Source organism: Streptomyces sp. B6B3 (assembly GCF_039871525.1).
Lineage (GTDB): Bacteria > Actinomycetota > Actinomycetes > Streptomycetales > Streptomycetaceae > Streptomyces.
The window spans coordinates 118,389-143,238 of sequence record NZ_JBDPLU010000021.1 but is presented as its reverse complement, the minus strand read 5'-3'; the positions used below and the strand labels follow the sequence as shown (position 1 = coordinate 143,238).

Below are 24,850 nucleotides of genomic sequence, written 5' to 3'. Positions count from 1 at the left end.
ATAGCCTAATGCAGTATCCATCACGCAAGGCAAGTGTTCCGGATAAAGGGGAGCTGGCGATGGGTGCTGAGCAGGGCACGAGCACGAACCAGAGCGTCGAACGCGCGGCCGCCGTCCTCGCGGCGTTCCACGACGGGCGGCCGCTGCGGGTCGCCGACGTCTCCTCCCGTGCGGGGCTCGGCCAGTCCACGACCTCCCGCATGCTGGCGACGCTCGAAGCCCTCGAGTACGTGGAGCGTGACGCCGAGTCCGGCCTCTACCGGCTCGGCACCGGACTGATCACCCTGTCCGGGTCGGCGCTCAACCAGCACCCGGTCTACCGCGCCTCCCGGCCGCACGCCCAGGAGGCCGCCGCGCTGCTCGGACTCGGGGTCAACGTGTCCGTCCTGCACCGCGGCACCGTCTTCTACCTCGCCAACTACGAGGGAGCGCTCGCGCCGAAGGCGATGACGCTGGCCGGACAGCGCAACGCCCTGCACGCCACCGGCATGGGCAAGTGCCTGCTGGTGGGCACCACCTCCGCCGAACGGCGCGCGATGCTCCCGCAGCTGCCGCGCTTCACCGGCCGGACCGTCGGCACCCACGAGGAGCTCGACGCGCAGGTCGAGCTGGTCCTCGGACGCGGGTACGCCACGGAAGTCGAGGAACTCGCCCTGGGCCGCGCCTGCGTGGCCGCGCCGATCCGCGACTCCACCGGGGAGGTCGTCGCGGCCATCTCGATCTCGGGCTCGCTGTCGGCCATCGACCTCGACAACCGCGAGGGCGAGCTGGCCGGGCGCGTGATCGAGACGGCCGACGAGATCAGCACGGCGCTGGGCTACGCCGGCCCCGTCGTGCACCCGCACCAGTCCGGTCCGGCCGCGGTCTCCCCCCGCACGCCGGGCGGTGTCGCCCGATGACCGCGCCGCGCAACGGCCCGGTGCCGTCCCGACCCTCGGGACCGTCCCGGCGGGGCGTGCTCTCGCTGGGGCTGGCGGCCGCCGCGGGCGCGGCGCTCTCCGGCTGCGGCACGGGCGGAGGGCCGGCCGACGGGAGGACCGTGCTGGAGTTCCCCTCCTGGCAGGCCGCCGAGGGGACGTTCGCGCTGTGGTGGCGGGAGCTGATCGCCGAGTTCGAACGCACCCATCCCGAGGTGCGGGTGGACTTCTACTCGCTCCCCTTCGACAGCTATGTCGACCAGCTCACCATCAGGTTCGCCGCCAACGACCGCCCCGAGATCACGCACCTCCCGGCGCGCAACGCCGCCGAGTTCGCCGGCCGCGGCTGGCTGGCGTCGCTGGAGGACCGTCTGCGGTCCACCGACATCCTGCGCACCTGGACGCCGCTGCAGGAGACGATGGCGCTGGACGGCGAGAACCACGGCGTCCTGCTGCTCGGCTACGGCTACTGCCTCTACTACAACGAGCGGCTGCTCGACTCCGTCGGAGCCGGGGTCCCGGCCACCACGGAGGAGATGATCGCGGCCGCCGAGGCGATCACCGGCGACGGGGTCCACGGCTTCGGCGCCACGACGGCCCCCAACCCCGACAACTACACCGAGCTGGCCGCCTTCGTCGTCGGCAGCGGGGGCGCGCTGTCCACCGACGACGGCGGGTTCACCGCCGACGGCGACGCGGCGATCTCCGGCCTCGACCGCTACCGCCGGGCCCTCGCCCAGGCGCCGCAGGGCATCCAGTCCCAGCAGCGCAACGAACTCTTCCTCACCGGGAAGATCGCGATGCTCCTGGACGGCCCGTTCTTCCTGAACGAGCTGGGCGCCGCGACCGACGCGGTCCGCCGCGACCTCAAGGTCGCCCGCGCCCCGTTCGCCCAGGTCCCCGGCGGCGTCTCGAACAGCATCCACATCCCCGCCGGTATCGACCCGCACAAGGCGGAGGCCGTGTGGGACCTCATCGCCCTGGCCGGCACACCGAAGTGGCAGCGCCGCTACACCGAGGTGACCCTCAACCCCGCACCGCGGGTGGGCTCGGTCACCGACCGGGCCATCGCCCGGACCCCGCAGCTCGAACTCTTCCAGCAGCTCGCGGACGAGGCCGTGTCGATCTTCCCGGGCCACCAGGCCCACCGGGAGCAGTTCGGCCGCATCAGCGACATCGTGTCGGCCGCTGCCACGTCCCTGATCACCACCGACGAGTCGACCGCCTCGATCGCCGCCCATCTGCAGGACGAGCTCGAGCAGGCCATGGAGTCCTGATGACCACCCAACCGCAGTTCACCCCGCGCAGAGGCGCCGCGAAGCCCGCCGCCCCCGGACCGCCGGCCGCGCCCGAGCCCTCGCCCGCGCTGCGCCGCGAGCACCGGCGCCGCGGCGCGTTCGCGTACCTGACGCTCTCGCCCACCCTCGCCGTCGTCGGTCTGCTGATGGCCTACCCGCTCTACGTGGCGATCGACCTCAGCCTCCGCGGCGGCCAGATCTCCGACCTGCTCAACCTGGAGCGGAACCCGCTCACGCTCGACAACTACGGCGACGTGCTCACCGACCCCGGCCTGGTCGACGACATCGTGCGGTCGATCGTCTACACCCTCGGCGTCGTGCTCCCCGCCTTCGCCCTCGGCCTCGGCCTCGCCGTCCTGCTCAACAAGGCGTTCCCCGGACGCCGGATCATCCGGCCCCTGGTCCTGCTGCCGTGGGCGGTCCCCGGAGTGGTGGTCAGCGCGGCCTTCGCCTGGATGTTCGACGCCTCCTACGGCGTCGTCAACTACCTGCTGCGCTCGCTCGGCCTCATCGACGGCAACGTCGCCTGGCTCGTCGACTCCAACACCGCCATGTTCGCCGTGATCCTGCCGACGATCTGGAAGTACTACCCATTCTTCGTCCTGGTCCTGCTGGCCCAGCTCCAGTCGGTGCCGGGCGAGCTCTACGAGGCCGCCCGGGTCGACGGCGCGTCGCCGCTGCGGCAGTTCGCCCACGTCACCTGGCCCGCGATCCGCCCCGCCTCCGCACTGGCCATCGTGATCACCGGCATCGGCGTCTTCCGCGAGTTCGACTTCATCTTCCCGCTCACCGGCGGGGGCCCCAACGAAGCCACCCAGACGCTCGCCATCCGGATCTACAACGAGGCGTTCCAGTTCTTCGAGATGGGCACCGCCGCCGCGCTCGGCATCGTCACCATGGCGATCTGCGGCGCCCTGCTGAAGGCCGCGGGCCGGTCCGTGCGCCGCGAGTTCGGCTGAACCGGCCCGACACCCCAGGAGCTCCCATGGCCACGTCCACCACACTCTCCCGCCCACGCCGGTGGTCCCTGCTCGCCCTGGCGATCGCGGTTACCTCCGTGCTGATGTTCCCCATCTACTGGATGATCATGACCTCGGTCGTCCCCTCCGAACGGCTACTGGTCCCCGACCCGCCACTGGTTCCGCCCGCCGACGCCGCCTCGGTCAGCGCCTACACCTCCGTGCTGCGCGACGTGCCCGTCCTGGAGTGGATGCGGAACTCCGCGATCACCACCCTGGGCGCCGCCGTCATCTCCACGGTGGTGAGCACGCTGGGCGGCTACAGCCTCTCCCGCTTCCGCACCAGGGGCCAGCAGGCCATGGGCTTCACCCTGCTGTTCAGCCGGATGCTGCCGGGCACACTGCTGATCATCCCGATCTTCGTGCTCTTCGCCAACTTCGGCATGGTCAACAACCTGTGGTCGGTCACCCTGGTCAACACCGCGGCCACCGTGCCGTTCACCACCTGGCTGATGAAGGGCTTCGTCGACGCCGTCCCCGCCGAGATCGAACAGGCCGCGATGATCGACGGATGCGGCCGGGCGGGCGCGTTGTGGCGGGTGGTCGTCCCCCTCCTCAAACCCGGCATCGCCGCGACGTTCACCTACGCGTCGATCCTCACCTGGGGCGACTTCCTCTTCGCCCGCACGCTCATGGGCAACCCCGACGGCTGGACCGTCACCGTCGGCATCGCCTCCTTCATCGGCGAGTTCAGCGTCGACTGGTCGGGACTGATGGCCGTCGGCCTGATCTCGATGCTGCCGATGGTCGTCCTCTTCCTCTTCCTCGAACCCTTCCTGGCCAAGGGCATGACGACGGGATCGGTCAAGGGATGAGCCGGAGGGACCACACGGCCCCCGGCCCCGCGGGCGTCGTCGCCATCGTGCGGCTGAACACGGCCCCGCCGGACGAGATCCGCACCGCCCTCGTGGACGCCGGCGTCCCCGCGCTGGAGGTCACCCTCACCACCCCGGGGGCCGAGGCGGCCATCGCACGGTGGCGGGAGTCGGGCGTGGCCGCCCAGGTCGGCGCCGGCACCGTGCGCACGCCCGAGGAGGCCCGCCGCGCGATCCGGGCCGGCGCGCGGTTCCTGGTCACCCCGACCACCTCGCCGGCCGTGCTCGACACCGCCGGCGAGGCCGGAGTGCCCGTGCTCTGCGGCGCCCTGACCCCGACCGAGATCGACGCCGCCTGGCGGCTGGGCGCCGCGGCGGTCAAGGTGTTCCCCGTCGACGCGGTCGGCGGAGCGGCGTACGTCAGGGCCGTGCGGGCGCCGCTCCCGGACGTCCCGCTGGTGCCGACCGGCGGCGTCGACACGGCCGCCGCGCGCGCCTACGCGGCCCTGGGCTGCCGTGCGGTCGGCGTGGGCGGCTTCCTCGTCTCCGACGGCGTCGCCGCGGCCGAGGACTTCGACGGCCTGCGCACGCGGGCCGCCGAGCTGACCGCCGCCTGGCACGCCGGCACCCGGGAGCACTCCGGAGACGCACCGTGACCTGGCCGCCCCCGCCCGAACCGCTCGGCACCCGGCTCGACGTCGTCGGCGTCGGCGAGGCCATGCTGCTCCTCCAGGCGCCGCCCCCGCTGCCGATCGAGGAGGCGGACTCGCTGTCGGTGTCGGTCGCCGGGGCCGAGCTGAACGTGTGCGCCGCGGTGGCCCGGCTCGGCGGCCGGGCCGCGTTCCTGTCCGCGGTGGGGGCGGACGCCCCCGGACGCCGGGTGCGGCGCGCCGTGCGCGACCTCGACGTCGCGGACACGCTGGTCCGCGAGGACCCCGCCCGCCCGACCGGCCTGTTCCTGCGGGAGACGCCCGCCGGCGGGCAGCGGCGGGTGACCTACTACCGCGCCGGCTCGGCCGCCTCGGCCCTCGACGCCCCCGACGCCGCTCTTCTCACCGCGGTAAACGCCCCGCGGTCCGTGGTGGTCTCGGGACTGACCGCCGCCCTCGGCGCGGGCCCACGGCGACTGCTGGAGCGGCTGGCCCGGGAGGCGGCGGACACCGGCGCCGCGCTGGTGCTCGACGTGAACCTGCGCCCCGCCCTCGGCACCGAGGAGGCGCTGGCCACGATGCGGCGCATACTCCCGCACGTCGACCTGCTGATGCTCGGCGACGACGAGTCCGGGCCGCTTTTCGGCACCACCGACCCCGCGGACGTGCTGGCCACGGCCGCGGCCGCCGGGGTCGGCGAAACCGTGCTCAAGGGCGGTGAACGCGGCTGCTGGCTGCGGGACGAGGATGAGGAGTCGCGGCACGTCCCCGCGCACCCCACCCGGGTCGTCGACACCGTGGGCGCCGGCGACGCCTTCCTCGGCGCCTTCCTCGCGGGACGCCTCGCCGGCGCCCGCTCCCTCCCCGCCGCCCGCCTGGGCGCCCGGATCGCCGCCGGGGTCGTCGCCCTTCCCGGCGACACCGAGGGCCTGCCCGACCGGCCCACCGCCCGCCGCCTCCTCACCGCCGCCCTCACCACCCCACCCCCGCCCGGCCGGTACTGAGCCCCGACCGGGCGGTCACGAAGCACGGAAGCGAAAGCGAACCCGACCCGACCCGACCCGACTCAACGGCCGGTGACGTACTCCCTCGGTTGTACCCGGACGGACCGACGTACGCCTCACGAGGCCGTCAGGATCCACCTGTAGGCGGCGGGGACGGCCGGGTGCCCCCCATAGGGTTCGAGCATGGAGTCACGCAGCACCTCCCCCCGCGCGCGGAGCCGCTGGGCGTCCCGGCTCGGGGGCGGCAAGGCCGGCGGCGGACGGCGGTGGCTGGTCGGCGCCGTCGCCGTGGCCGTGCTCACCGGAGCCGGCGCCTGGAACGCGGTGGCGTCCGACGAGCCGCCGCCCGTCCGAGCCGTTGACCGGACCTTCGACATGCCGGGCGCGACGATCGACACGACGTACTTCACCTCGGGCCCCGAAGCCGACCGCCGGCCGGCGGTCCTGCTCGGACACGGCTTCGGCGGCAGCAAGGACGATGTCCGCGAGCAGGCCGAGAGCCTCGCCCGCGACGGATACGCCGTGCTCACCTGGTCGGCCCGCGGCTTCGGCGACTCGACCGGGAGGATCGGCCTCAACGACCCGGACCACGAGGTCGCGGACGTGTCCCGGCTGATCGACTGGCTGGCGCGGCGTCCGGAGGTGCGGCTCGACGCGGCGGGCGACCCGCGCGTGGGCATCGCCGGAGCCTCGTACGGCGGGGCGGTCGCCCTGCTCGCCGCCGGACACGACGACCGGGTCGACGCCATCGCTCCGCGCATCACCTACTGGAACCTCGCGGACGCGCTGTTCCCGAACGGCGTCTTCAAGAGCCTCTGGGCCGGCGTCTTCTTCAACACCGGCTCGCCAGAGGGCGGCTGCGGACGCTTCACACCCGAGGTGTGCGCCCTGTACGAGCGCGTGGCGGTCAGCGGCGAGCCCGACGCCGCCGCCCGTCAACTGCTCGAGGCCCGCAGTCCCTCCGCCGTCGGCGACCGGATCGAGGTGCCCGCGCTCATCGCCCAGGGACAGTCGGACTCCCTGTTCCCGCTCGACCAGGCGGACGCGATGGCCACGGCCATCGAGGCCAACGGAGCGCCCGTGGCCGTCGACTGGATCACCGGCGGACACGACGGCGGCGACCTGGAGACGTCCCGCCTGGACGACCGGACGACCGCCTGGTTCGACCGGTACCTCAAGGGCGACGAGGAGACGGACACGGGACCGGCCTTCCAGGTCACGAGGACGGGAGGGCTCGATTCGACGGACGGCACCGTGCAGACGCGAGGCGCCACCAGCGCCGACTACCCCGGGCTGCACGACACCGAGCGTCCGCTGCCCCTGAGCGGCGGGACGGAGTCCTTCGAGAACCCACCCGGCGCCGGCCCGCCCGCGATCTCGGCCGTCCCCGGACTGGGCAGCGGCCTGACCCAGCTCTCCTCCCTCGGCGTCGGCGGCCTGAACATCGACTTCCCCGGACAGTTCGCGAGCTTCGACTCGGCTCCCCTCGACACCGCCCTGCGCATCACCGGCTCGCCGACGGTGACGGTGACGGTCACGTCCACCTCGGACGACGCGGTGCTGTTCGCCAAGCTGTACGACGTCGCGCCCGACGGCACCCAGACCCTGCCGTCCCAACTCGTCACCCCCGTCAGGGTGACCGACGCGCGCGAGGGCCGCACGGTGGAACTCCCCCTGCCCACCATCGATCACGAGGTCGAGTCGGGCCATCAGCTCCGTCTCGTCCTCGCCGCCACCGACCTCGGCTACGCCTCCCCCGCCGACCCGGCCACCTACACCGCCACGGTGGAGGACGCGCTGACGGTCCCGACGGCGGCCGACGTGACCACCGGCTCCGCGCCCCTTCCCGCCTGGGTCTGGGGGCTGCCGATCGTCGCCGCCGTCGTCGCGTTCCTCCTGCTCACGGTCCGCCGCCGGACCGCCGACGCCCCCGCCCCCGACCCCGCGCGGGCCGAGGTGCCCCTGGAGATCACCGGGCTGACGAAGCGTTACGCCAGGTCCGCCGACCGGTACGCCGTGCGCGACCTCTCCTTCCGCGTCGAGAAGGGTCAGGTGCTCGGTCTGCTCGGCCCGAACGGCGCGGGCAAGACCACGACGCTGCGGATGCTGATGGGCCTGATCACCCCCGACGACGGTGAGATACGGGTCTTCGGACACGCCATCCGGCCCGGCGCCCCCGTCCTGTCCCGGGTCGGCGCCTTCGTCGAGGGCGCCGGGTTCCTCCCGCACCTGTCAGGACGCGCCAACCTGGAGCTGTTCTGGGCCGCGACCGGCCGGCCCGCCGAGGACGCGCACATCGAGGAGGCGCTGGAGATCGCCGGGCTCGGCGACGCCCTCCAGCGAACCGTACGCACCTACTCGCAGGGCATGCGCCAGCGCCTGGCCATCGCCCAGGCCATGCTCGGCCTTCCGGATCTGCTGATCCTCGACGAGCCGACCAACGGCCTCGACCCGCCCCAGATCAGGGAGATGCGCGAGGTGATGATCCAGTACGCCGCCGCGGGCAGGACCGTCATCGTGTCCTCGCATCTCCTCGCCGAGGTCGAACGGTCCTGCACCCATCTCGTCGTCATGGACCGTGGCCGGCTGGTGCAGGCCGGCCCGGTCGCGGAGATCGTCGGCCCCGGCGAGACGCTGCTCGTGGCCGTGGCGGGACCGCCGCTGCCGGACGCCCTGGTGGACAAGGCGGCGGCACTGCCGGGGGTCGCCTCCGTGGAGCGCAGCGACGGCGACCTGCTGGTCCGGCTCGACGACGCGACGCCCTCCGAACTGCTCCGCGGTCTCGTCGAGTTGGACATCCCGGTGAACGGCCTCGGCCCGCACCGTCGTCTGGAGGACGCCTTCCTCACCCTGATCGGAGGTGACACGCCATGACCACCGCAACGGAGACCGCGTCCAGCTACCGGCCGGGCCGCACCCTCCCCCTGCGCGTGGAGGCCGTCCGGCAGCTGCGCCGACGGCGTACGTGGGTGATGGCGGCGGTCCTGGCCGCGCTGCCCTTCGTGCTCGTCATCGCCTTCGCCATCGGCGGCGGCGGGAGCACGGGGGACGCCGACCGGATCGACCTGATGAACACCACCACCGTCTCGGGACTCAACTTCGCCGCGGCGACCCTGTTCGCGTCGGCCGGCTTCCTGCTGGTCGTTCCCGTCGCGCTGTTCTGCGGGGACACCGTCGCGTCGGAGGCCGGTTGGTCGTCGCTGCGCTACCTGCTCGCGGCGCCCGTGCCCCGCCGCCGGCTGCTGTGGAGCAAGCTCGTGATCGGCCTGGTCTTCAGCCTGGCCGCGATCGTGCTGCTGCCGCTGCTCGCCCTGGCCGTGGGCACGGTCGCCTACGGCTGGGAGCCGCTGCAGAGCCCGACGGGCGGTTCCCTGCCCGCCGCCGACGGCGCGGCCCGGCTCGCGATCGCCGTCGGCTACGTCTTCGTCTCCCAGCTCGTCACGGCGGCGCTGGCGTTCTGGCTGTCCACCCGCACCGACGCGCCGCTCGGCGCGGTCGGCGGAGCGGTGGGACTGACCATCGTCGGCAACGTCCTCGACGCCGTCACCGCCCTCGGCTCCTGGCGGGAGTTCCTGCCGGCCCACTGGCAGTACGCCTGGGCGGACGTCATGCAGCCACAGCTGGAGTGGACCGGAATGATCAAGGGCACCTCGGTCTCCCTCGCCTACTCGCTGGTCCTGTTCGCTCTCGCGTTCCGCGGCTTCAGCAGGAAGGACATCGTCTCCTAACCAGCCCGCGCGGCCGGTGGCCGGGGGTCGCCCTCGGCAGGTTCCGGGAGTCACTGGTCGAACGGGTCGCCGAGGACGCCGGCGAGCCGGATGAGTCCTCGTCCGTCGTCGGTGGCGGCGTAGAGGGTGTAGGTCAGTCCGCGTGCCGCCGCGTACTCCCCCGCCCACTCCAGCACTTCGTCCACGTCGACCGGGTCCACGATCTCGTACTCGTCCGCCGCCCGTGCGGGGACGTCCCAGAAGTGGATCCGATAGGTGGCGTGGTCCTGTTCCCAGCTGGTGCCGCGGGGATCGACGCCACGGATCTCCAAGGTGTGGCTCCTGTCAGGAACGGGCGTCGCGGTAGACGGCGAGGGCGCGCTGCGCCAGGGGGCGGCGCTGGTTGAACACCCGTTGGACGCGCGGGTCCGAGCGGGGCAGCCTGGAGCCGCCCTGGATGATGGCCCCCGGAATCTCGAAGTTGTACAGGACCTCGTCGCAGGCGTCGTTGACCTTCACCGCGGGCCGCCGGAGAACGGCCCGCACGCCGTTGAAGCTGGACTTGAGCTCGTCCGCCAGGTAGTCGATCTGGTCGTCCATGTCGAAGACCGCGCGGGCCCCGAGAACGTCACCATGGAACCGGTGGGAGAACAGCCCGGCACGCCGGGGGGCGGCCGTCCACTGCGCCAGGCCGATACCAGGACGGGCGGGCCCGATATGCCGGGTCGCGTTCCGGTTCATGATGGCCTTCGCGGTGTGGTTCACCGTCTCGCCGTCGAAGTTCTTCGACCGCATGGGGGTGCTCTCGGCACTTCCCTCGACCCGGGTGGGGATCACCCCGGATTCGGCCACCAGATTGCCCACGAGCCCCGCGCCCCCTCTCACGGGAAAATCGTAGTGGTCCACCAGGCGCTCCATCACGTAGAGAATGCGCCGGTCGAGACTGCGTCGCTCCCAGTGCGGGTCCTTCGCTCTGTCGCTCATGATTCTCCGATCAGGGTTGGGGCTGGTCACCCGCGGTGAGCCCGCCGTCTCCCAGGCGGCCCCTCGGCTCTCTCCCGGGTTTCCGCCCGTGGTCTCGATAACCAGGTGAGCGGCCGGCCATCTGGATTTGACATCACCCAGTCCTGGTGCTCGATGACGGAACGGAGCAGGTCAGTGACCGCAGAGAGCAATGCCCTCCGCCGACATCGACGTCCCCCGTTGCGAGCGCTCGGCGGTCATCTGACGATGCAGGTCATGGCCGCCCACAGCAGGGGTGAGTGCTCGATCCGGCCGCCGGCGCGCCAGTGGTCGAGTTGTTCGCGCTGCCAGCGGCCGAGCCGGTTCACGGGGTCGCGGTGCTCATGGGCGGTGTCGACGGCGGTGATCGCCCTGGACAGCGGGCGTACGGACTCGGGCAGGCCGGCCAGCCGGTGGAACGCGAAGCTGGTCGGCAGCACCCAGCGGGTGGCGGTGACCAGTTCGGCACCGTTGTGGATCATCGCTGTCGCCAGGCCGAACGGCTCGACGAACCGGAGATCCCCGCCGCTTTCGCAGCCGATGAGGGCGACACGCGGCGGCGCGGGCCAGATCCGCGCACCCGGCTCTCCGTCGGCACGCAGGGGAAGCGTGCCCAACAGGAGATCCTTGGCCGACAGCGGGCGATGGGTGCGGACCGGCTCGGCCAGGCCCACGGTCATCGGACCGCAGCACAGATGGAGGGTGCCGTCCTCGCTCTGCCCGCCCGCGGCCGGCGCGGCGCTCACGTGCCCGACGTACATGAGGCGGCGTGGCCCTTTGCGGAGCACATCGCTGAGCCAGTTCCGGTCCAGGTCGGTGCGGCGCAGTGCCTCCGCCGGGGTGGCGACGGACGGCACGACGTCGCCCGCGTCGAGACGTCGCTGGACGAAGGACAGGAGCTCGGGGTCCGAGCCGGGCGGTCCCAGAACGGAGCCGAGCGGGGAGTCAGCTCGGAATCCCGGAATCCGGGGGTCGAGTACGAGAACGACGGTGCCGGTGTCGGCGTTCGCATCGGTGTCCGCGTCCGGCGCCGGACGGGCGGCAGGGGCCTGCCGCCGCAACGACGTCGGTGCGGTGGTCGCGACGTCCGCCAGGTCGATGAGCCGTACGTCGGTCGCGTCGTCGACGGCGAGAAGTTCCCAGGGAACCTGGGCGACCCGGGGGGACGGCTGGATCCGCACCAGCGGACGGCCCGCGCGGGCCGACACCTGCCGTATCTGCGCCGTGAGCCCTTCCGGCCACAGCGCCTCGGCCAGCACCCTCGCGAGCCGGTGCTCGGTCCGGTGATCGGCCATCGCTCCCGAGTCGAACGCGCGCCGCATCCCCTCGGACCCCTCGCCCGTCCCGGGCAGAGCGGCGGTCAATGCCCGCACCGCGCGGTCGACTTCGTCCTCGGTCCCGCGGCCGGTGCCGAACCCCCGGGCCCCGCCGGCCCAGGTCCAGGTCATGAAAAGGTCGCCGGCGTCGGCCAGTCGGACCTGGACCACCGGGCGGCTCGTCAGGTCGTCAGTGAACCAGAACGGCGCCTCCTCCTCGTTCACGATCCGCCGGCGGTAGCGGAACTCGGCCGCCGCGATGTACTCCTGGAGCGCGACCCGGCCGGTCTCCGACGACATCCGCACCTTCGGCGGGGGCGCGACCCGCAACCCAGCGGAGGCCGCGGCGTCCGCCGCCACGCCGCTGAGCGTCATCGTCACGTCCACCTGCCCGTGCCTCTGCCCGTACGTCTTCATGGCAGCGCTCGGGAAGACCGCCACGGGGTCCCCTGAGGTCTCCGCGGTCCGTGCCGACGCCGGTGGCGTACGGTCGAGCGCGAGGGAGGCGCCCGCGGAGCGGTGTTCCACCAGTTCGAAGAGGAGTCCCTGGTCCTGTCTGCGGACGGCGAGGCGGAAGACCAACCGCAGGGCGTCGTATGACAGTGCGAGCCACTGACCGCGCGCGTGGGCGGTGACGAAGTCGTAGCGCGCCGCCTCCAGGGCCAGCGCGGCGGGCACGGCGAGGGAGAGCGCGGTGTCGATGGACGCCCGCTCGTGGTCGCCGTGGTTCGTCCGGTTGAGGTCGTCCTCGAGAGTTCTCGCGAGCATCAGGTCGACCTGTGCGCACCGCTCGTACATCTCCCGCGCCTGGTACACGTCGCGAGCCTGCTGGGCCAGCCGCTTCAGCTCTTCTATGTCACCCCTCCCGTACGCCTGTTGGGAGCCCAGCAGCATGGTGTCGGCGGCGGCGATCGCGGCGCCGAGTTGTTCGAAGCGGGACAGGCTCACCGCCACGAGGCCGTCCGTGCCGGCGCTGTCGCCGCGCAGGCCGGCGAGGAAGGCACGGGCCTGTTCGCAGACCGCCAGATCACCGAACCACCGCTGCTCCTCGAAGAACGCGGACGCCTCGGCGAACAACCGCTCGGCGACGTCGAGTTCGCCCCGGTGCATCGCGACGAACGCCCGGTGCGCGAGCAGCGACCGCAGCTCACCGGTGTGCCCTGTCGCGCGGAAGCCGTCCTCCGCTCGGGCGAAGTAGTCCTCGGCCAGGTCGTACCGTCCGGTCGACGAGCAGATCGCGCCGAGGCAGGTCAGTAGTCGGCCCGCGGACCCCGGCGCGGTCGCCGCAGTGGTGGCCAGTTGCGCCGAGGCAAGTTCCTCGGCCGCTCCCCACTCGCCGCGCTCCATCAGCAGAAGCACCCGGTTGAGGCCGAGTACGGCCGCGCTCTCTCCCTCGGGGTCCTCGAACTCGGGCAGCCAGGCCGCCGCTTCGTCGAGACACGCCAGTGCCTCGTCCAGGCGCCCGGTCCTGCGCAGCAGGTCGGCGCCGGCGAACAGCGTCTTCAGCAGGACTTCCAGCCACAGTTGACGGCCGCGCGGCCCCATCGGGGCAGACGCGATGCCGTCCAGCAGACCGCGGGACCGCTGGACGGCGTCCTCCGCCCCGGGCAGATCCGAGGCGGTGAGCCGAACGGTCGCGATGTCGGACAGCAGGTGCGCCCGCAAGAACCGTACGTCGGGCGAGTCCTCAAGGGACTCGGCCAGCGTGAGCAACTCCTCGTAGACGGCGCACGCGGCCGTGACATCGGCGGCCAGCTGGTGCTCCTCGGCCAGGGCGAAACCACTGTCGAACGGCTCCCCGTACAGCCGCGTCACGGGTTCGTTCACCTGGTCCTCGTGCGGCATGCGTCAGTAGTCCTCACCGGTGGCAGCGGCGACCGTCTCGGCGAGGAACGGGGCCGATCCGTCGTCGTGCGGCGCCGCCTCGTACGCCAGGGGCTGTGCCGCGGCGGCCAGCCGCCGCCGGACCAGGGCACGGACGGCTTCACGGTCGACGCGGTCGTCGGCTGTGCCCGACGTGCCGGGGCCCGGGTCGAAGCCGGGCAGCAGGACGCCGACCTCGATACGCGGCGGCTCCGCCCCGGCAGGCAGGTCCAGATGCAGGTCCGCCCTGCCGGTCCACAGGTCGTCCCGTCTGGCGAGAGGCACCCGGTACGCGCGGCCACCGTTCACGTGGATCTCCACGACGAGGGAGGCCCCGGCGGTGGGTGCCGCCCTGTGCGCGATGGCCTCGATCTCGATCCGACGCCGCGCGCCGAGCGCGCGAGCGGTCCAGGACACCGCGTTCTCGGCGGCGTCGACGAGGCCGGGCGGGTAGCGGCGCCAGTCGTTGGTCCCCGGGCCCCGGGCGATCACCCGGCCGCCCGCCTCGAGCGGTTCGCCAGCCACGAGGGCGTAGCTGTCGTGCCGTGCGAACAGCGCTCCGGGGTCGACCGGCATACCGACCGGACCGCGCCGGTCGAGGGACGACCGGAGGTGGCGCAGGGCCGGCCCGTCCAGTCCGGCGGTGTCCGCCGCGTCGTCGATCAGCCGCAGGACGCTCTCCAGGTGGCGTGCCGTGCCCGTCGGCCGCGGTTCGGCGCGCCACCACTGGATCAGCGGGTCGAGGGCTGCCTGGTGCTCCTCGACCAGTTCGGCCACGCAGTCGTCAGGTTGATCGACATCGTCGTCGAACAGTTGTTGGCTCCGGTGAGTGAGTGCGGCCAGCTCCAGGCCGAGCGCGTCCGGTTCGAGCGCCGGTATCCCGTCCGTGTACGACGCCGGCCACCACCGGGCCGCCCAGTGCCCGAAGGCGAGCCGGGCCGCGCTGCCCGCGAGGGCGGTCGGGTCCGCCGCCACCCGTACCCGGGCCGGGTCCCCCACCGCACGGTCGTGGACGGCGTGGACAGCGGCGGCGACGCGCTCGCCGTAGAGCGCCCACAGCCACTGCTGGGCCCGTCCCGTGTCATGGATCTGCGCCGACGGCGGGCCGGGATCGCCGAGGACGGACCAGGTCAGAACGGCGCCGGCGACATCGAGGACGCCACGGGTGAAGTCGGGACCGGCGGAGACCGCGCCACTGCCGCCCTCGGCCCTCCCAAGGGCGGGATCGGCGACGACCCGGACCGTGCCGTGCTCGCCCTGCCCGACGTGCACGTCGACGGGGCCCCGCGCCGTCACGTGGTCCTCGGCTCGGCCACCGGCGCGGGGGGCGCCGACAGGGTGCGCAGCGCCGACCGGACCCGGGCGCGGTGATCCATCATCACCGAGCGGGCGACCCCGTCGAGCACCGCCCAGGCCGACGCGAGGTCCCCCAGCGGTGCGTCGCGGACGTCCCGCCCGTGCAGCCGGACCCACAGCCGCCGCATGTAAGCGGCCCACGGGGTACGGAGGTCCCGGGCGATGGAGTCCAGGACGCCGCCGTCCGGGTCGGGGCGGGCGGAAACGGTCATCCTTCGGGCGCGGAGGACCGATGCCTCCCGTCGCCAGCGGCTGTTGACGACCCGGTGCGCCGCCGTCCACTCCGGCACGGGTTCCCCGGTGCCCAGTGGATCGAGGCCGACCGCGAGCCGGCCGCCGAGGACCACGGCGACGCGCAGGCTCTCGTCGTACAGGCCGAGCGGAGCGCAACTGCGGCCGGCCTCCCGTCCCACGAGCTCCGGCACCGTCGGCAGTTCCTCCCGCCGGGTCGACGACTGGAGAACGACGAAGAGCCGCTCGAAGAGCGTGCGGTCCAGCGGCGCGGGAAGCGTGGCCGTTGAGGCGCCCCGGCCGATCCCCGGCCGCGGCGGCACCTGCCGCGCGGTCAACCCCAGATGTGCCGGCAGGTCGTCGCGGCCCCAGACACCGCTCGCGTGCGCCCACAAGGCCCGGCCGAACACGCCTCCGTGTCCCGCCTCGACCATGGACGCGTACTCCGGTGAGTTCCCCGCCCGGCCCGTCGCGCCGCAGGCTTCCAGGACCTCGGCCGCCCGGGCGACCGCCGCGGCCGTGTCGGCGGCGGCTGGGGCCGGTGGACGGCCCTCCCAGGCGGTGACCAGCTCTCCGTCGAGACGGGACCGCCGGAGGGCGTCAGCCAGATACCCCTTCAGCTCTTCCACCGTGCGTCCGTTGGTCGTGTCCGCGACGTCCTCGACCACGCCCCTGGCCAAGGCGTCCGCGCCGGCCGAGGGAGCTCCGTGCTCGGTGGCCAGCTCGAAGCAGCGCTGAAAGTACAGATCCTGGGGGTTGCCCGCCACGATGCCCAGCGCCCGGCGGGCTCTCTTCAGCAGCGTGAACCACTGTGCTGTCGCCGCGAGACGCTCACCGGACTCCCGGATCAGCCCCTGCAGGCGCGCGGCCTGGGCGGGCCCGAGGAAGTCAGCCGCGAGTTCGGGACGCAGCGCCGGCCGGACGATCAACGGCAGCACGATCAGCTTGACCGTCCGGGTCAACGGCGCCCCACCGGGTCCGCTCAGCGATTCCAGCCCCGGGCCGAGGCCACGCCAGGCGTGGTCGATGAACATGGCACGCGGGCGGCGCTCGCCGGTCGGCTGGCTCACGGGCGGCATACGAGGAGAGTACGCCGGCGGTGAGGCGGCGGACGAACCTGGGATCGGTAGGCGTCGCCGGCCACTTAGCGTCCACATCGTCAGGCGGAACCGCCGGCGATCACCGCGCGACTCGTCCGACTTCGAGGCCGCGTAGGACGAGGTCAAGGGTGCGCCGGCCGCCGTCCGACCCTCACCTCTGGCATCACCGGAAGGGACAGAACAGCATGGGAATCTACGGAAAGCGCAGGGGCCGCGAGGAGCGGGCCGCCAGGATCGCCGACCAGATGGCCGGCGGCAGGGGTTTCTACGGCCGCGCCACGCGCGCGTTCCTCGGCGACGAGGACTTCGCCAGGGTCCAGCAGTCGATCGGTGCGTACAACTCCGGTGTCAGCGTGCGGCAGTTGCTCGCCGCGGGGGCGCCGACCACATCCGCCGTCGTCGTGACGATCAGCGACACCGGCAAGCTCGTCAACTTCGACCCCGTCGTCGACCTGGTCCTCCAACCGACCGGGGCCTCCGACCGGATCGCCCTCCAGACCATCGTCTCGAAGCTGCGTATCCCCCGCGCCGGCGACCGGGTGCTGCTGGTCGCCGACCCCGCCCGGCCCGCCGGCTACCTCTACGCCGGGGACGGCGTGGCACCGTGACCCCGGCTCCGCTGTACGAGGTGGCGGCGGGCGATTCCGGCCCGCTCCTCCTCGCCGGCCCGGCGGCGGTGGCGGACCCGCTGCGACGGAGCCAGCCGGAAGGACGGGGACCCTGAGATGGCGGACGACGACAGCGGCCCCGAGCCGACGCGGGTGTCGGAGATCGGTCTGCTCGGAGCCGTGTTCCTGTACTCCACCGCGGCGGGGCTGTGCCTGTGCGGACCGGTCATGCTCGCCTTCGGCGCCTTCGCCGGTGCTGGCCTGCTGCTCGCGGGCGTCCTGTGCACTGTGCTCTGCGCTCCCCTGGGCATCGGCCTCTGGGCCAACACCAGTGTGGAGCGGGAGAACAACCGGCGGCTCGACGCGGTCGGGGTCGCGGCGACCGCGGAGATCACCGGACTGACCGACTGGGACGACGGAGAGCAGACCGGTGTCATCGTCGGTCTGCGGATCAGCGGCGGGGCCTTCCGGACGTTCGAGACGACCTGGAAACGCTCCCGGCACCCGGCCCTCCGCGTGGGCCTTCGACTCACGGCCGTGGTCGACCCGGCCGACAACCTGTTCCGTGTTGAGTTCTGACCCGCAGTCCGGACAGCGAAAGGCGGCGCTCGGATGAGCGTTCACGAGGTGATGCACCTGTGGTGGGTGGTGCCCGCCGGGCTGGCGCTGCTCGGCTACGGGATCTCACTGACCGGGATGACCCGGGCCCAGCGTGCGGTCTGGGTGAAGGCACGGATCATACGGGTGGGACAGCCGGCGCACGGCGCCTCCGAGGGGCCCAGGATCCCGGTGACGCTCGCGTTCCAGGACCCGGCCACCGGGGAGGAGTTCATCCTGTCCAACGCGGTCAAGCATGGCGACGTGATCGAGCAAGCCTGGGTGGGCCGCGAGTTCGAGGTGCGCTACCCACCCGGGCGGCCACACCGGTTCCGCGTCGTGCTCGACGGCGTGGGCGAGAGGAACGGCCGGACCGGCCCGAACTGCGCGGTCATCCTGCTGCTCGTCGGGCTGGTGGTCCATGCGACCGTCGTCTGGGGCTACCCATGGGCGCTGCTCGGCTTCGGTGCCCTGCTCACCGTCTCCGCGGCGATCAGTCCCGACATCCGCCTGGCGCGCGCCCGCGACGCACTGCTGGCCTCGGCCATCGCCGTCCCGGCGCGTGTCGTGGCCGTCACCAAGGACGTCTATACCGACGGGGAGGGTGACGAGATCGTCGTCCACACTCCCGTCGTCACGTTCACCACTCTCGAGGGCACCCACGTCACCGGCGTGTCCCGCGACGGTATCCCCGACCCGGGCCTGTCCCTCGATCGCGACCTCACGATCTACTACGCCCCCTCCGACCCGGCCGTCTACACCCCTGACCTCGCAGCCGACCGTCGCGACAACGAGAGAGCCATCGGCACGATCATCATCCTTCTGATCACCGGAATCGCGGCGGTCGTGGCTGGCGCTGCCACGCTGTGACGCGCGCACCGTCTCTGCGTCGTATCGACCTGTCCGCAGGCGTCACAGCAGCCGGCGGATGTCGCCGCGGACGCGGTAGAAGCCGCCGGCCGCCGCGTGCAGCGCGTCCACCACGTAGCGGGTCCCGGGCTGTCGTATCGCGCGTGGGAACTGCACGTTCCAGGACGGGTCGAAGCCCTCGGACACCACGTGCACGCGGATGCGGCCGCCCTGCTGGACGCATTCGACGACGACCGCCCCGGTGGGGGCGTGTGCCACGGTCGCCACCGCATCGGCGGCCGTGGCCGGCGCGTAGGTCGGCAGGGCCGCGGCGAGCTTGACGTCCCGCTCCACCGGCACCGTGCCCTGCTGCGCCGCGGAGACGGCCGCCTCGCTCGCGTCCACGCACACCAGCGAGCCGTCCGTGGTCACCACGTACAGCCGCTCGTCGCGGTACTGCATCGACAGGGCCGAGCCGCCGCCCGTGCCGAGCTTCCACAGCCGCGTCCCGTCCCCGTCGAAGCAGTAGACGGACGACGCGTTGTCTCCGGCGAAGACGAACCGCCCACCGGGTGACGTGGCGCACGAGTACACCGCGCTGTCGCAGGCATACGTGGCCTCGATCGCGCCGGTCGCCTTCGACAGCCGTTGGACCACACGGTGTGCCGTCCCCGCGTACACGGCGTCGGCTTCCTGCCAGCCGAACAGGACGCCGCCCCGGGTGGACGTGTGCCACAGCTCGCCGCCCCCGTCGGGAGCGTAGGCGGTGACGCCCCGGTGGTGGCCGTGGTAGACACCCCGGCCGTCGGCGCGCACCATCCAGGCGTGCTCGCCCTGGCTGCGGCGGGCCCACTGGTGCTCGTCCTCATGGTCGATGACCGTGAGCCGGCCGTCCCGATCCGAGACGTGCAGGATGCCCTCGTCGATGTCGAGCCAGAAGATGTCGACGTCCGCCGCGATGTCGTACGCCGCGAACGGCAGCTTCGAGGACAGGTCGTAGACCTGGCCGTCGTCACAGCCCGCGTAGACCCAGAAGTCGTCGGCGACCAGGCACTTCACGCCGTCCGGCAGGTTGAAGCGGGCGAGGACGTCACCGTCGTGGTCCAGGGTGTAGACGTCGCCCGCCTGGTTCCCGACCCAGCAGCGCTCGTCGTCGACATGGATACCGAACGCCGAGGAGCCGGTGCGAAAACGCCACAGCACGGGCGCCACGGCCCGCGCGGTGGACGGAGCCGAGGCCACCTGGCGTCGGGTCACCGCGCGCGGGGCGCGGTGCCCGGGAACGGCCGGAGCGTATCCCTTGCGGACCTTCTCCCCGATCTTCTTCGCGGCCGCGGCCTGCGCCTTCGCCGCGGTGGAGAACGTCTGCGTCTGCGTCTGCCCGGCCGCGCCGATCCGCCCGTACCGCACCGTCACCACCTGGTGGTCGACGGCCACTTCGTAGAACTTGTGCGCGCCGCCGCCATCCTGCGACAGCTCCAGATACGTCGTCGACACGGACCCGGTAGTCATGACAGACCCCTCCCAGACCTTCACCCGGGGCTCTTCCGGCGAGTCCCCAGTGATCACACCGTAGGCGGAGCCACTGACAGACGCTCAGCGCCCCTCCGCCTGCGGCCACCCGCCGGATCCGCCCGCGACCACGGCCTTCGTCGGCGTGGCCTCGTTCACCGCTCCTCGTCCCGAGGCAGCCGGGTGCGCATCAGGTACACGTTGTACGGGTCCCACTGCGACATCGTGAAGTACAGGTACGGACTCCCGGAGTCGGCCGACCACGGGTGGATGTACGAGCCGTAGAGCCCGGGGTACTGATCGGCGTGGGCCACGATCTGTTCCTGACCCCACGGCCCGGTCTGCTTCGGCGCGACGCGCATGACGACGGCCCTGCTGGTCTCGTCGAGGTACATCATCACCCACTCACCGAGGTATCGGCTGTACTGCACGGACAGTTCGCCGGCCGGTCCCGCGGCCACCGGCGCCGCCGCCGTCTGGTCCCGGCCCCAGCCCCGCCCGTTCCAGTAGCGGTACGCCGTCGGCTCCAGCACCCGGTGCTCGGGCACGCGGGCGAGGTGGACGTCCCCGTAGCGGCCGTTCGGGGTGCCGTAGAGGTAGACGTGTCCGTCCTCGCGCACCATGGCGGCCATCTGGAACCTGTTGTCCCAGGCGGGCGTGTTCTGCCAGCGGGTGCGGTCGTCCTTCGTCCAGGTCTCGCCGTTGTCGTCGGAGTAGGCGATGCCGGAGTAGTTGGTCTCCCAGTGCCCGGGCGCACCCCAGTGGTTGACGGACATGTAGTGGATGTACTGCCGGTCGCCCACCGAGATCGCCGCGGTCGGGATGACGGTGACCTCGCCGTTCTCGTCGTTGCCGGACTTCTCGCAGTCCAGGATCTCGCCGGCGTGGCCGGGCCGGTCCTCGACCATGCCGCTGTACGTGATCCCGTCGGCGAGGTCGCGGTCGGCGCTCCGGGCCAGGGTGTTGCAGCGCCAGTCGAGGGTGGCCGGGTCGCCGACGCCACCGCCCGGGCCGGTCCAGCCCAGCCCGTCGGTGTCGCCGAAGGCGGTGAGCACCTGGCCGCTCCCGTTGTCCCACATGATGCCGAGGTCCGTGGCCTTGACCTCCCATCGGCCGATGGTGTCGTTGATCGCGTCGGGGCCGGTCAGCTTGGCGACCCGCTCGGCGGGCGCGGGTGCCCCCACGGGGGTGTCACCGGGCGCCGCCTGCGAGATGGCCGGAGCGGTGAGCACGGCGGCCAGGGCCAGCGCGATCGCGCCCTTCCGCGGTGCCGTGGACCGTGCGAGGTGCCTGACATACACGTTGCTCGTCCTTTGCCCTGAGGGGATGGGGGTGCGTGGCGAGTGGCGTCAGTGGAGCACGAGGGCGTTGAGCCGCCAGTGCTGGCCCGGCGTGCCGCTGAACTCGAGGTCGACGGTGCTTCCCGTGCCGCCGCCGTCGAGTTCGACGCGCAGCCAGGTGAACGTGCCTCCGGGTGCGGCGGGTGCCTCGGCGAGCAGCGTGCCGCCGCTGCTCACCCTGGTGGCGTCCATGACGACGACGTCGCCGACGAGCAGGTGGGCTTCGTGCCGGCCGGGTGGCACGGCGAGGCGGAGGGTGCGCGGTGCGCTGTCGTTGACGAAGTCGCGGCGCAGCACGTCCACGGCGCTGCCCCGGTCGCGGGACTGGGGCGGGTCGCCGACCCAGCCGTAGCCGCGTTCGGCGTTCCAGGCGTCGGCCGGGAGGAGCCGCCGGTAGGTGTCGAGGAGCGGCGAGTCGGCGGGCCCGGCGTCGAGTGCGAGCCGTACCTGGTCGCCCGCGGGGACGACGTCCACGTCGAGGCGACGGCTGTCGCCGCCGTCGCGCCCGGTCGTCGACAGCCGGACGATGACCTCTGCCGTGGCCGGTCCGACGGCGGGGGTCACCGACACCTCGATCACGCCGACGTCCCCCGCCGGCACGTCACCGCCGGTGCCCGCCGCCGACCATCCGTCGGGTACGTCGACACCGGCCGACACGAACAGCGCGTCGTCCGTGGTGTTCGCCGCCTCGACCGCGAGCGTGTGGGCGCGACCGCCGAGGAGCGGTGACGACACGGCCACCTCGCCGACCACGACCGGCGGCAGTTCGGCGTCGCGGTCGACGAGGGCGAGCGCGTTCAGGTGCCAGTGCTGGCCGGGGTCGCCGCTGAGTTCGAGATCGACCTCGGCGCCGGCGGTGCCGCCGTCGAGTTGGAAGTGGATCCAGGCGAACGAGCCGCCGTCGATGACGTCGCTCCGGGCGAGGAGTTCGCCCTCCGACCTGACGTAGGTGGGGTACGACATGTTGTTGTCGGCGACGAGCAGGTAGGTGTCGTGGACGCCCGCCGGCGCGGCGAGGCGCAGGGTGCGCGCGGTGGTGTCGTTGACGAAGTCGCGGCGCAGCGCGTCGAACGCGTCGCCCCGGTCGCGGGACTGCGGCGGGTCGCCGACCCAGCCGTAGCCCCGGTCCGCGTCCCAGCCGTCCGCGGGGGTGAGCCGCTGGTACGTCGCCTGTACGGGACTCGACGGGCTGCCCGCGTCGAGGGCGAGCAGGCACTGGTGGCCGGCGGGCGCGACGAGCATCTGCGCGAGGGCGGAGGTGCCGCCGAGCACCGGGCGGTCGTCGGCGTCGGCGTCGGCGCGTACCGGGACGGCCGCCGCGAGCTCGCCGGCCGACCTCACCGGCAGCGAGACGGACCCGAACTCACGCGAGGCCAGGGAGATCCGCTCGGTGCCGCTGGTCCAGCCGTCCGGCGTCACCAGGCGCGCGACGGCCTCCGCCCGCGCCGCGGTCGCGTTGCCCACGGTGACGCTCATCCGGCTGGGGACGCCGGCCAGCAGGGCGGTGACGGACGAGTAGCGCACCTGCAGCCAGCCGCGCTGTTCGTCGAGGATCCCGCTGGTCTCGAAGAAGTAGGCCACCAGGGTGTCCCGCCACACGGTGGAGTGATCGGCCTGCAGGTCCAGCCGCTCCAGGGTGTCCCGGTGCCTGCTCGCGTCCACGCGGCCGCGCAGCGCCCGCCACCGTTCGCGCATCGTCAGCACGTTCTCCCGGCCGGAGAAGTGGGTGTCGTAGATGTGCTGGATCACGGTGCTGCCCGAGTGCAGCCGGTGTCGGTAGGGCACGTGCTGGAAGAAGAGCAGCAGCTCGTCGGGGCAGCGAGCCAACGACTCGTACGCGTCCCGCACCGGCGGGTGGTACATCCCGGTGTCCCCGTCGCCGGTCGCCCGCGTGCGGTCGAATCCGACGCCGTCGGCGTCGGCGCGATGCCACGGCTGGTTGCCCTCCGCGCTCGGGTCGAAGTGCTCGCCGTCGCCGATCATGAACCCGCTGCCGAGCGGCGACGTGTAGTCCTCGTAGGTGCGCCAGGACGCGAGGAGCATGTCGGTGACCTCCTCGACGGTCCGCCGGTCGCAGCCGAACGTCATCCGCGTCCATTCCGAGGCGATGGCGGCGGAGCTGAGCGCGGGGTTCCAGGCGAGCCGGCCGTAGCCGTGGGTGTTGGCGGCGGCGAGCTGGTGCCGGGTCCAGTCGCGGTCGTCGCCGAGGTTCATCACGCCCGCGACGCCGCCGTGGGAGTAGCCGTAGGCGTCGCCGCCGACGATGCGCGCGACCGTCGTGCCCCTCCCGTTGCCGTGGGTGTCGAAGCCGTAGACCTCCTTCCACTGCGGCACCAGATAGCACAGATGCGTGGTGTGGCCGGTGTACTCCTGGGTGATCTGGAGCTCGAGCATCGAGTTGGTTCTCGGCAGGGCGCCGAACAGCGGATGAACGGGTTCCCTGACCTGGAAGTCGATCGGTCCGTTCTTGATCTGGAGCACGACGTTGTCGGCGAACTCGCCGTCGAGCGGGGCGAACGTCTCGTACGCCAGGTGGGCCCAGGTGTTCGGGTCGAAGTCGTGCACGAACGCCCGCCACATGATGAGCCCGCCGTGCGGCCGGACCGCGTCGGCGAGCAGGTTGGCGCCGTCGGCGTGGGTGCGCCCGTAGTCGATCGGTCCCGGCTGCCCCTCGGAGTTCGCCTTGACCAGGAACCCGCCGAAGTCCGGTATCGCCCGGTAGATCTCGCCGGCCTTGTCCCGCCACCAGGCACGGACGCCGTCGTCGAGCGGGTCGGCCGTGTCCAGTCCGCCCAGCACCATCGGGCTGGCGTAGTTGGCGGACAGGTACAGGGTCAGCCCCCACGAGCGCAGCACGCCGGCCAGGCCGACGAGTCCCTCGATCATGTCGGCGGACAGGATCCGGGCGCTGGCGTTGACGTTGTTGACGACCGTTCCGTTCATCCCGACGGACGCGAGCGCGCGGGCGTAGTCGACGTAGCGGCGCCGCACCGCGGGCAGTTCGTCCCAGTGGAAGATCGACGGGCCCGCGTAGCCTCGTTCGACCGTGCGGTCGAGGTTGTCCCAGTGGTTCGCCAGCCGCAGCTCGTTGACCGGGCGCTCCCGCACGTTCAGGTCGCCGATGCGTTGCCGGGTCTGGAGCAGGCGCAGCAGGTGGAAGGCGCCGTAGAGAGCGCCCCGTTCGCCGGCGGCGGCGACGAAGACCCAGTCGGCGCCGCGCACCGTGCGCCGGGTGATGAGATACCCCTCGGGACCGAGTCCGGCCACCTCACGGGCGCCGATGTGCTCGGCCACCCAACGAGACGATCCGGGTGTCCCCACGACCAGCGCCCCGTCGCCCACCGGTTCGGGCCTGCGCCGGACCGCCCTGCCGAGCATGGCCGACAGCCCGGCCGTCAGCTCCTCGCCGGCCGAGCGCAGCGCGGGGTCCGCGTCCGCCACGACGACATGGGTGAGCGCGCGCCGGTAGTCGGCGAGCAGGCGTGCGTCCTCGACGCGACGGTAGCGCAGCCACAGTTCGTGGCCGTCCTCGTCGGGGAGCGAGGGCGACGCCCAGGCCGCCCGCGGGTCGAGCACCGCGCCGCCCGTGAGGGCCCCACCGGCGATCAACAGGCTGCGACGAGGAACCGGTCCGGCCATGGGACCCTCCTGAGAAATCGATTTCAG

Annotated in this window: 19 protein-coding genes; 11 read left to right on the top strand and 8 right to left on the bottom strand. The window is 72.7% G+C overall.

All coding sequences use genetic code 11. The annotated features are described in order from the left end of the window. Positions 1 to 59 precede the first annotated feature (59 nt). The 8 genes from ABGB06_RS32105 to ABGB06_RS32070 all read left to right on the top strand — a co-directional run bounded on the left by ABGB06_RS32105 (position 60) and on the right by ABGB06_RS32070 (position 9,431). Complete coding sequence (locus ABGB06_RS32105) at positions 60 to 899, top strand: IclR family transcriptional regulator (protein WP_347596411.1); 840 nt, start codon at positions 60 to 62, stop codon at positions 897 to 899. Further along, the gene (locus tag ABGB06_RS32100; protein WP_347596408.1) at positions 896 to 2,194 is read left to right on the top strand and encodes an extracellular solute-binding protein; all 1,299 of its coding nucleotides are present in this window, start codon (positions 896 to 898) and stop codon (positions 2,192 to 2,194) included. Before ABGB06_RS32105 ends, ABGB06_RS32100 begins: the two co-directional genes overlap by 4 nt. Further along, on the top strand, positions 2,194 to 3,174 hold the full coding sequence (locus ABGB06_RS32095) for a sugar ABC transporter permease (protein WP_347596405.1): 981 nt from the start codon (positions 2,194 to 2,196) through the stop codon (positions 3,172 to 3,174). Before ABGB06_RS32100 ends, ABGB06_RS32095 begins: the two co-directional genes overlap by 1 nt. Positions 3,175 to 3,200: 26 nt before the next feature. Further along, entirely contained in the window at positions 3,201 to 4,049 is an 849-nt protein-coding gene (locus ABGB06_RS32090; protein WP_347596402.1) for a carbohydrate ABC transporter permease, read from the top strand. Continuing rightward, positions 4,046 to 4,705 (top strand): bifunctional 4-hydroxy-2-oxoglutarate aldolase/2-dehydro-3-deoxy-phosphogluconate aldolase, encoded by a 660-nt coding sequence (locus ABGB06_RS32085; protein WP_347596399.1) that lies wholly within the window; start codon positions 4,046 to 4,048, stop codon positions 4,703 to 4,705. Before ABGB06_RS32090 ends, ABGB06_RS32085 begins: the two co-directional genes overlap by 4 nt. Further along, positions 4,702 to 5,703, top strand: coding sequence for a sugar kinase (locus ABGB06_RS32080; protein ID WP_347596397.1), 1,002 nt, complete (start codon positions 4,702 to 4,704; stop codon positions 5,701 to 5,703). The genes ABGB06_RS32085 and ABGB06_RS32080 overlap by 4 nt, the downstream gene beginning before the upstream one ends. A gap of 183 nt (positions 5,704 to 5,886) precedes the next feature. Next, positions 5,887 to 8,577, top strand: coding sequence for an alpha/beta fold hydrolase (locus ABGB06_RS32075; protein ID WP_347596394.1), 2,691 nt, complete (start codon positions 5,887 to 5,889; stop codon positions 8,575 to 8,577). Next, positions 8,574 to 9,431, top strand: a complete 858-nt coding sequence (locus tag ABGB06_RS32070) for an ABC transporter permease (RefSeq protein WP_347596391.1) — start codon at positions 8,574 to 8,576, stop codon at positions 9,429 to 9,431. Before ABGB06_RS32075 ends, ABGB06_RS32070 begins: the two co-directional genes overlap by 4 nt. A 50-nt stretch (positions 9,432 to 9,481) precedes the next feature. Here the strand turns inward: ABGB06_RS32070 and ABGB06_RS32065 are convergent, their stop codons facing one another. The 5 genes from ABGB06_RS32065 to ABGB06_RS32045 form a co-directional block, all read right to left on the bottom strand. Then, positions 9,482 to 9,742, bottom strand: a complete 261-nt coding sequence (locus tag ABGB06_RS32065) for a hypothetical protein (RefSeq protein ID WP_347596388.1) — start codon at positions 9,740 to 9,742, stop codon at positions 9,482 to 9,484. A 13-nt stretch (positions 9,743 to 9,755) separates the two neighbouring features. Further along, the gene (locus ABGB06_RS32060; protein ID WP_347596385.1) at positions 9,756 to 10,394 is read right to left on the bottom strand and encodes a phage tail tip lysozyme; all 639 of its coding nucleotides are present in this window, start codon (positions 10,392 to 10,394) and stop codon (positions 9,756 to 9,758) included. A gap of 236 nt (positions 10,395 to 10,630) precedes the next feature. Next, complete coding sequence (locus tag ABGB06_RS32055) at positions 10,631 to 13,573, bottom strand: hypothetical protein (RefSeq protein WP_347596382.1); 2,943 nt, start codon at positions 13,571 to 13,573, stop codon at positions 10,631 to 10,633. A gap of 3 nt (positions 13,574 to 13,576) precedes the next feature. After that, the gene (locus ABGB06_RS32050) at positions 13,577 to 14,887 is read right to left on the bottom strand and encodes a hypothetical protein (RefSeq protein WP_347596379.1); all 1,311 of its coding nucleotides are present in this window, start codon (positions 14,885 to 14,887) and stop codon (positions 13,577 to 13,579) included. Then, on the bottom strand, positions 14,884 to 16,257 hold the full coding sequence (locus tag ABGB06_RS32045) for a hypothetical protein (RefSeq protein WP_347596376.1): 1,374 nt from the start codon (positions 16,255 to 16,257) through the stop codon (positions 14,884 to 14,886). The genes ABGB06_RS32050 and ABGB06_RS32045 overlap by 4 nt, the downstream gene beginning before the upstream one ends. A 206-nt stretch (positions 16,258 to 16,463) precedes the next feature. Between ABGB06_RS32045 and ABGB06_RS32040 the strand changes: the two genes are divergently transcribed. The 3 genes from ABGB06_RS32040 to ABGB06_RS32030 all read left to right on the top strand — a co-directional run bounded on the left by ABGB06_RS32040 (position 16,464) and on the right by ABGB06_RS32030 (position 18,353). Continuing rightward, complete coding sequence (locus ABGB06_RS32040; RefSeq protein WP_347596373.1) at positions 16,464 to 16,886, top strand: hypothetical protein; 423 nt, start codon at positions 16,464 to 16,466, stop codon at positions 16,884 to 16,886. 117 nt (positions 16,887 to 17,003) lie between these two features. Further along, the gene (locus tag ABGB06_RS32035) at positions 17,004 to 17,465 is read left to right on the top strand and encodes a hypothetical protein (RefSeq protein ID WP_347596370.1); all 462 of its coding nucleotides are present in this window, start codon (positions 17,004 to 17,006) and stop codon (positions 17,463 to 17,465) included. Between the two features lie 69 nt (positions 17,466 to 17,534). Beyond that, complete coding sequence (locus tag ABGB06_RS32030; RefSeq protein WP_347596367.1) at positions 17,535 to 18,353, top strand: DUF3592 domain-containing protein; 819 nt, start codon at positions 17,535 to 17,537, stop codon at positions 18,351 to 18,353. Between the two features lie 42 nt (positions 18,354 to 18,395). On the opposite strand, the gene ABGB06_RS32025 is transcribed toward ABGB06_RS32030, so the two are convergent. The 3 genes from ABGB06_RS32025 to ABGB06_RS32015 form a co-directional block, all read right to left on the bottom strand. Then, positions 18,396 to 19,844 carry a WGR domain-containing protein gene (locus ABGB06_RS32025; protein ID WP_347596364.1) on the bottom strand — a complete coding sequence of 483 codons (1,449 nt, stop codon included), beginning with the start codon at positions 19,842 to 19,844 and terminating at the stop codon, positions 18,396 to 18,398. Between the two features lie 155 nt (positions 19,845 to 19,999). Next, positions 20,000 to 21,145, bottom strand: coding sequence for a DUF4185 domain-containing protein (locus ABGB06_RS32020; protein ID WP_347596362.1), 1,146 nt, complete (start codon positions 21,143 to 21,145; stop codon positions 20,000 to 20,002). A 48-nt stretch (positions 21,146 to 21,193) separates the two neighbouring features. Next, complete coding sequence (locus tag ABGB06_RS32015) at positions 21,194 to 24,823, bottom strand: alpha-glucuronidase family glycosyl hydrolase (protein ID WP_347596359.1); 3,630 nt, start codon at positions 24,821 to 24,823, stop codon at positions 21,194 to 21,196. Between the last annotated feature and the right edge of the window lie 27 nt (positions 24,824 to 24,850).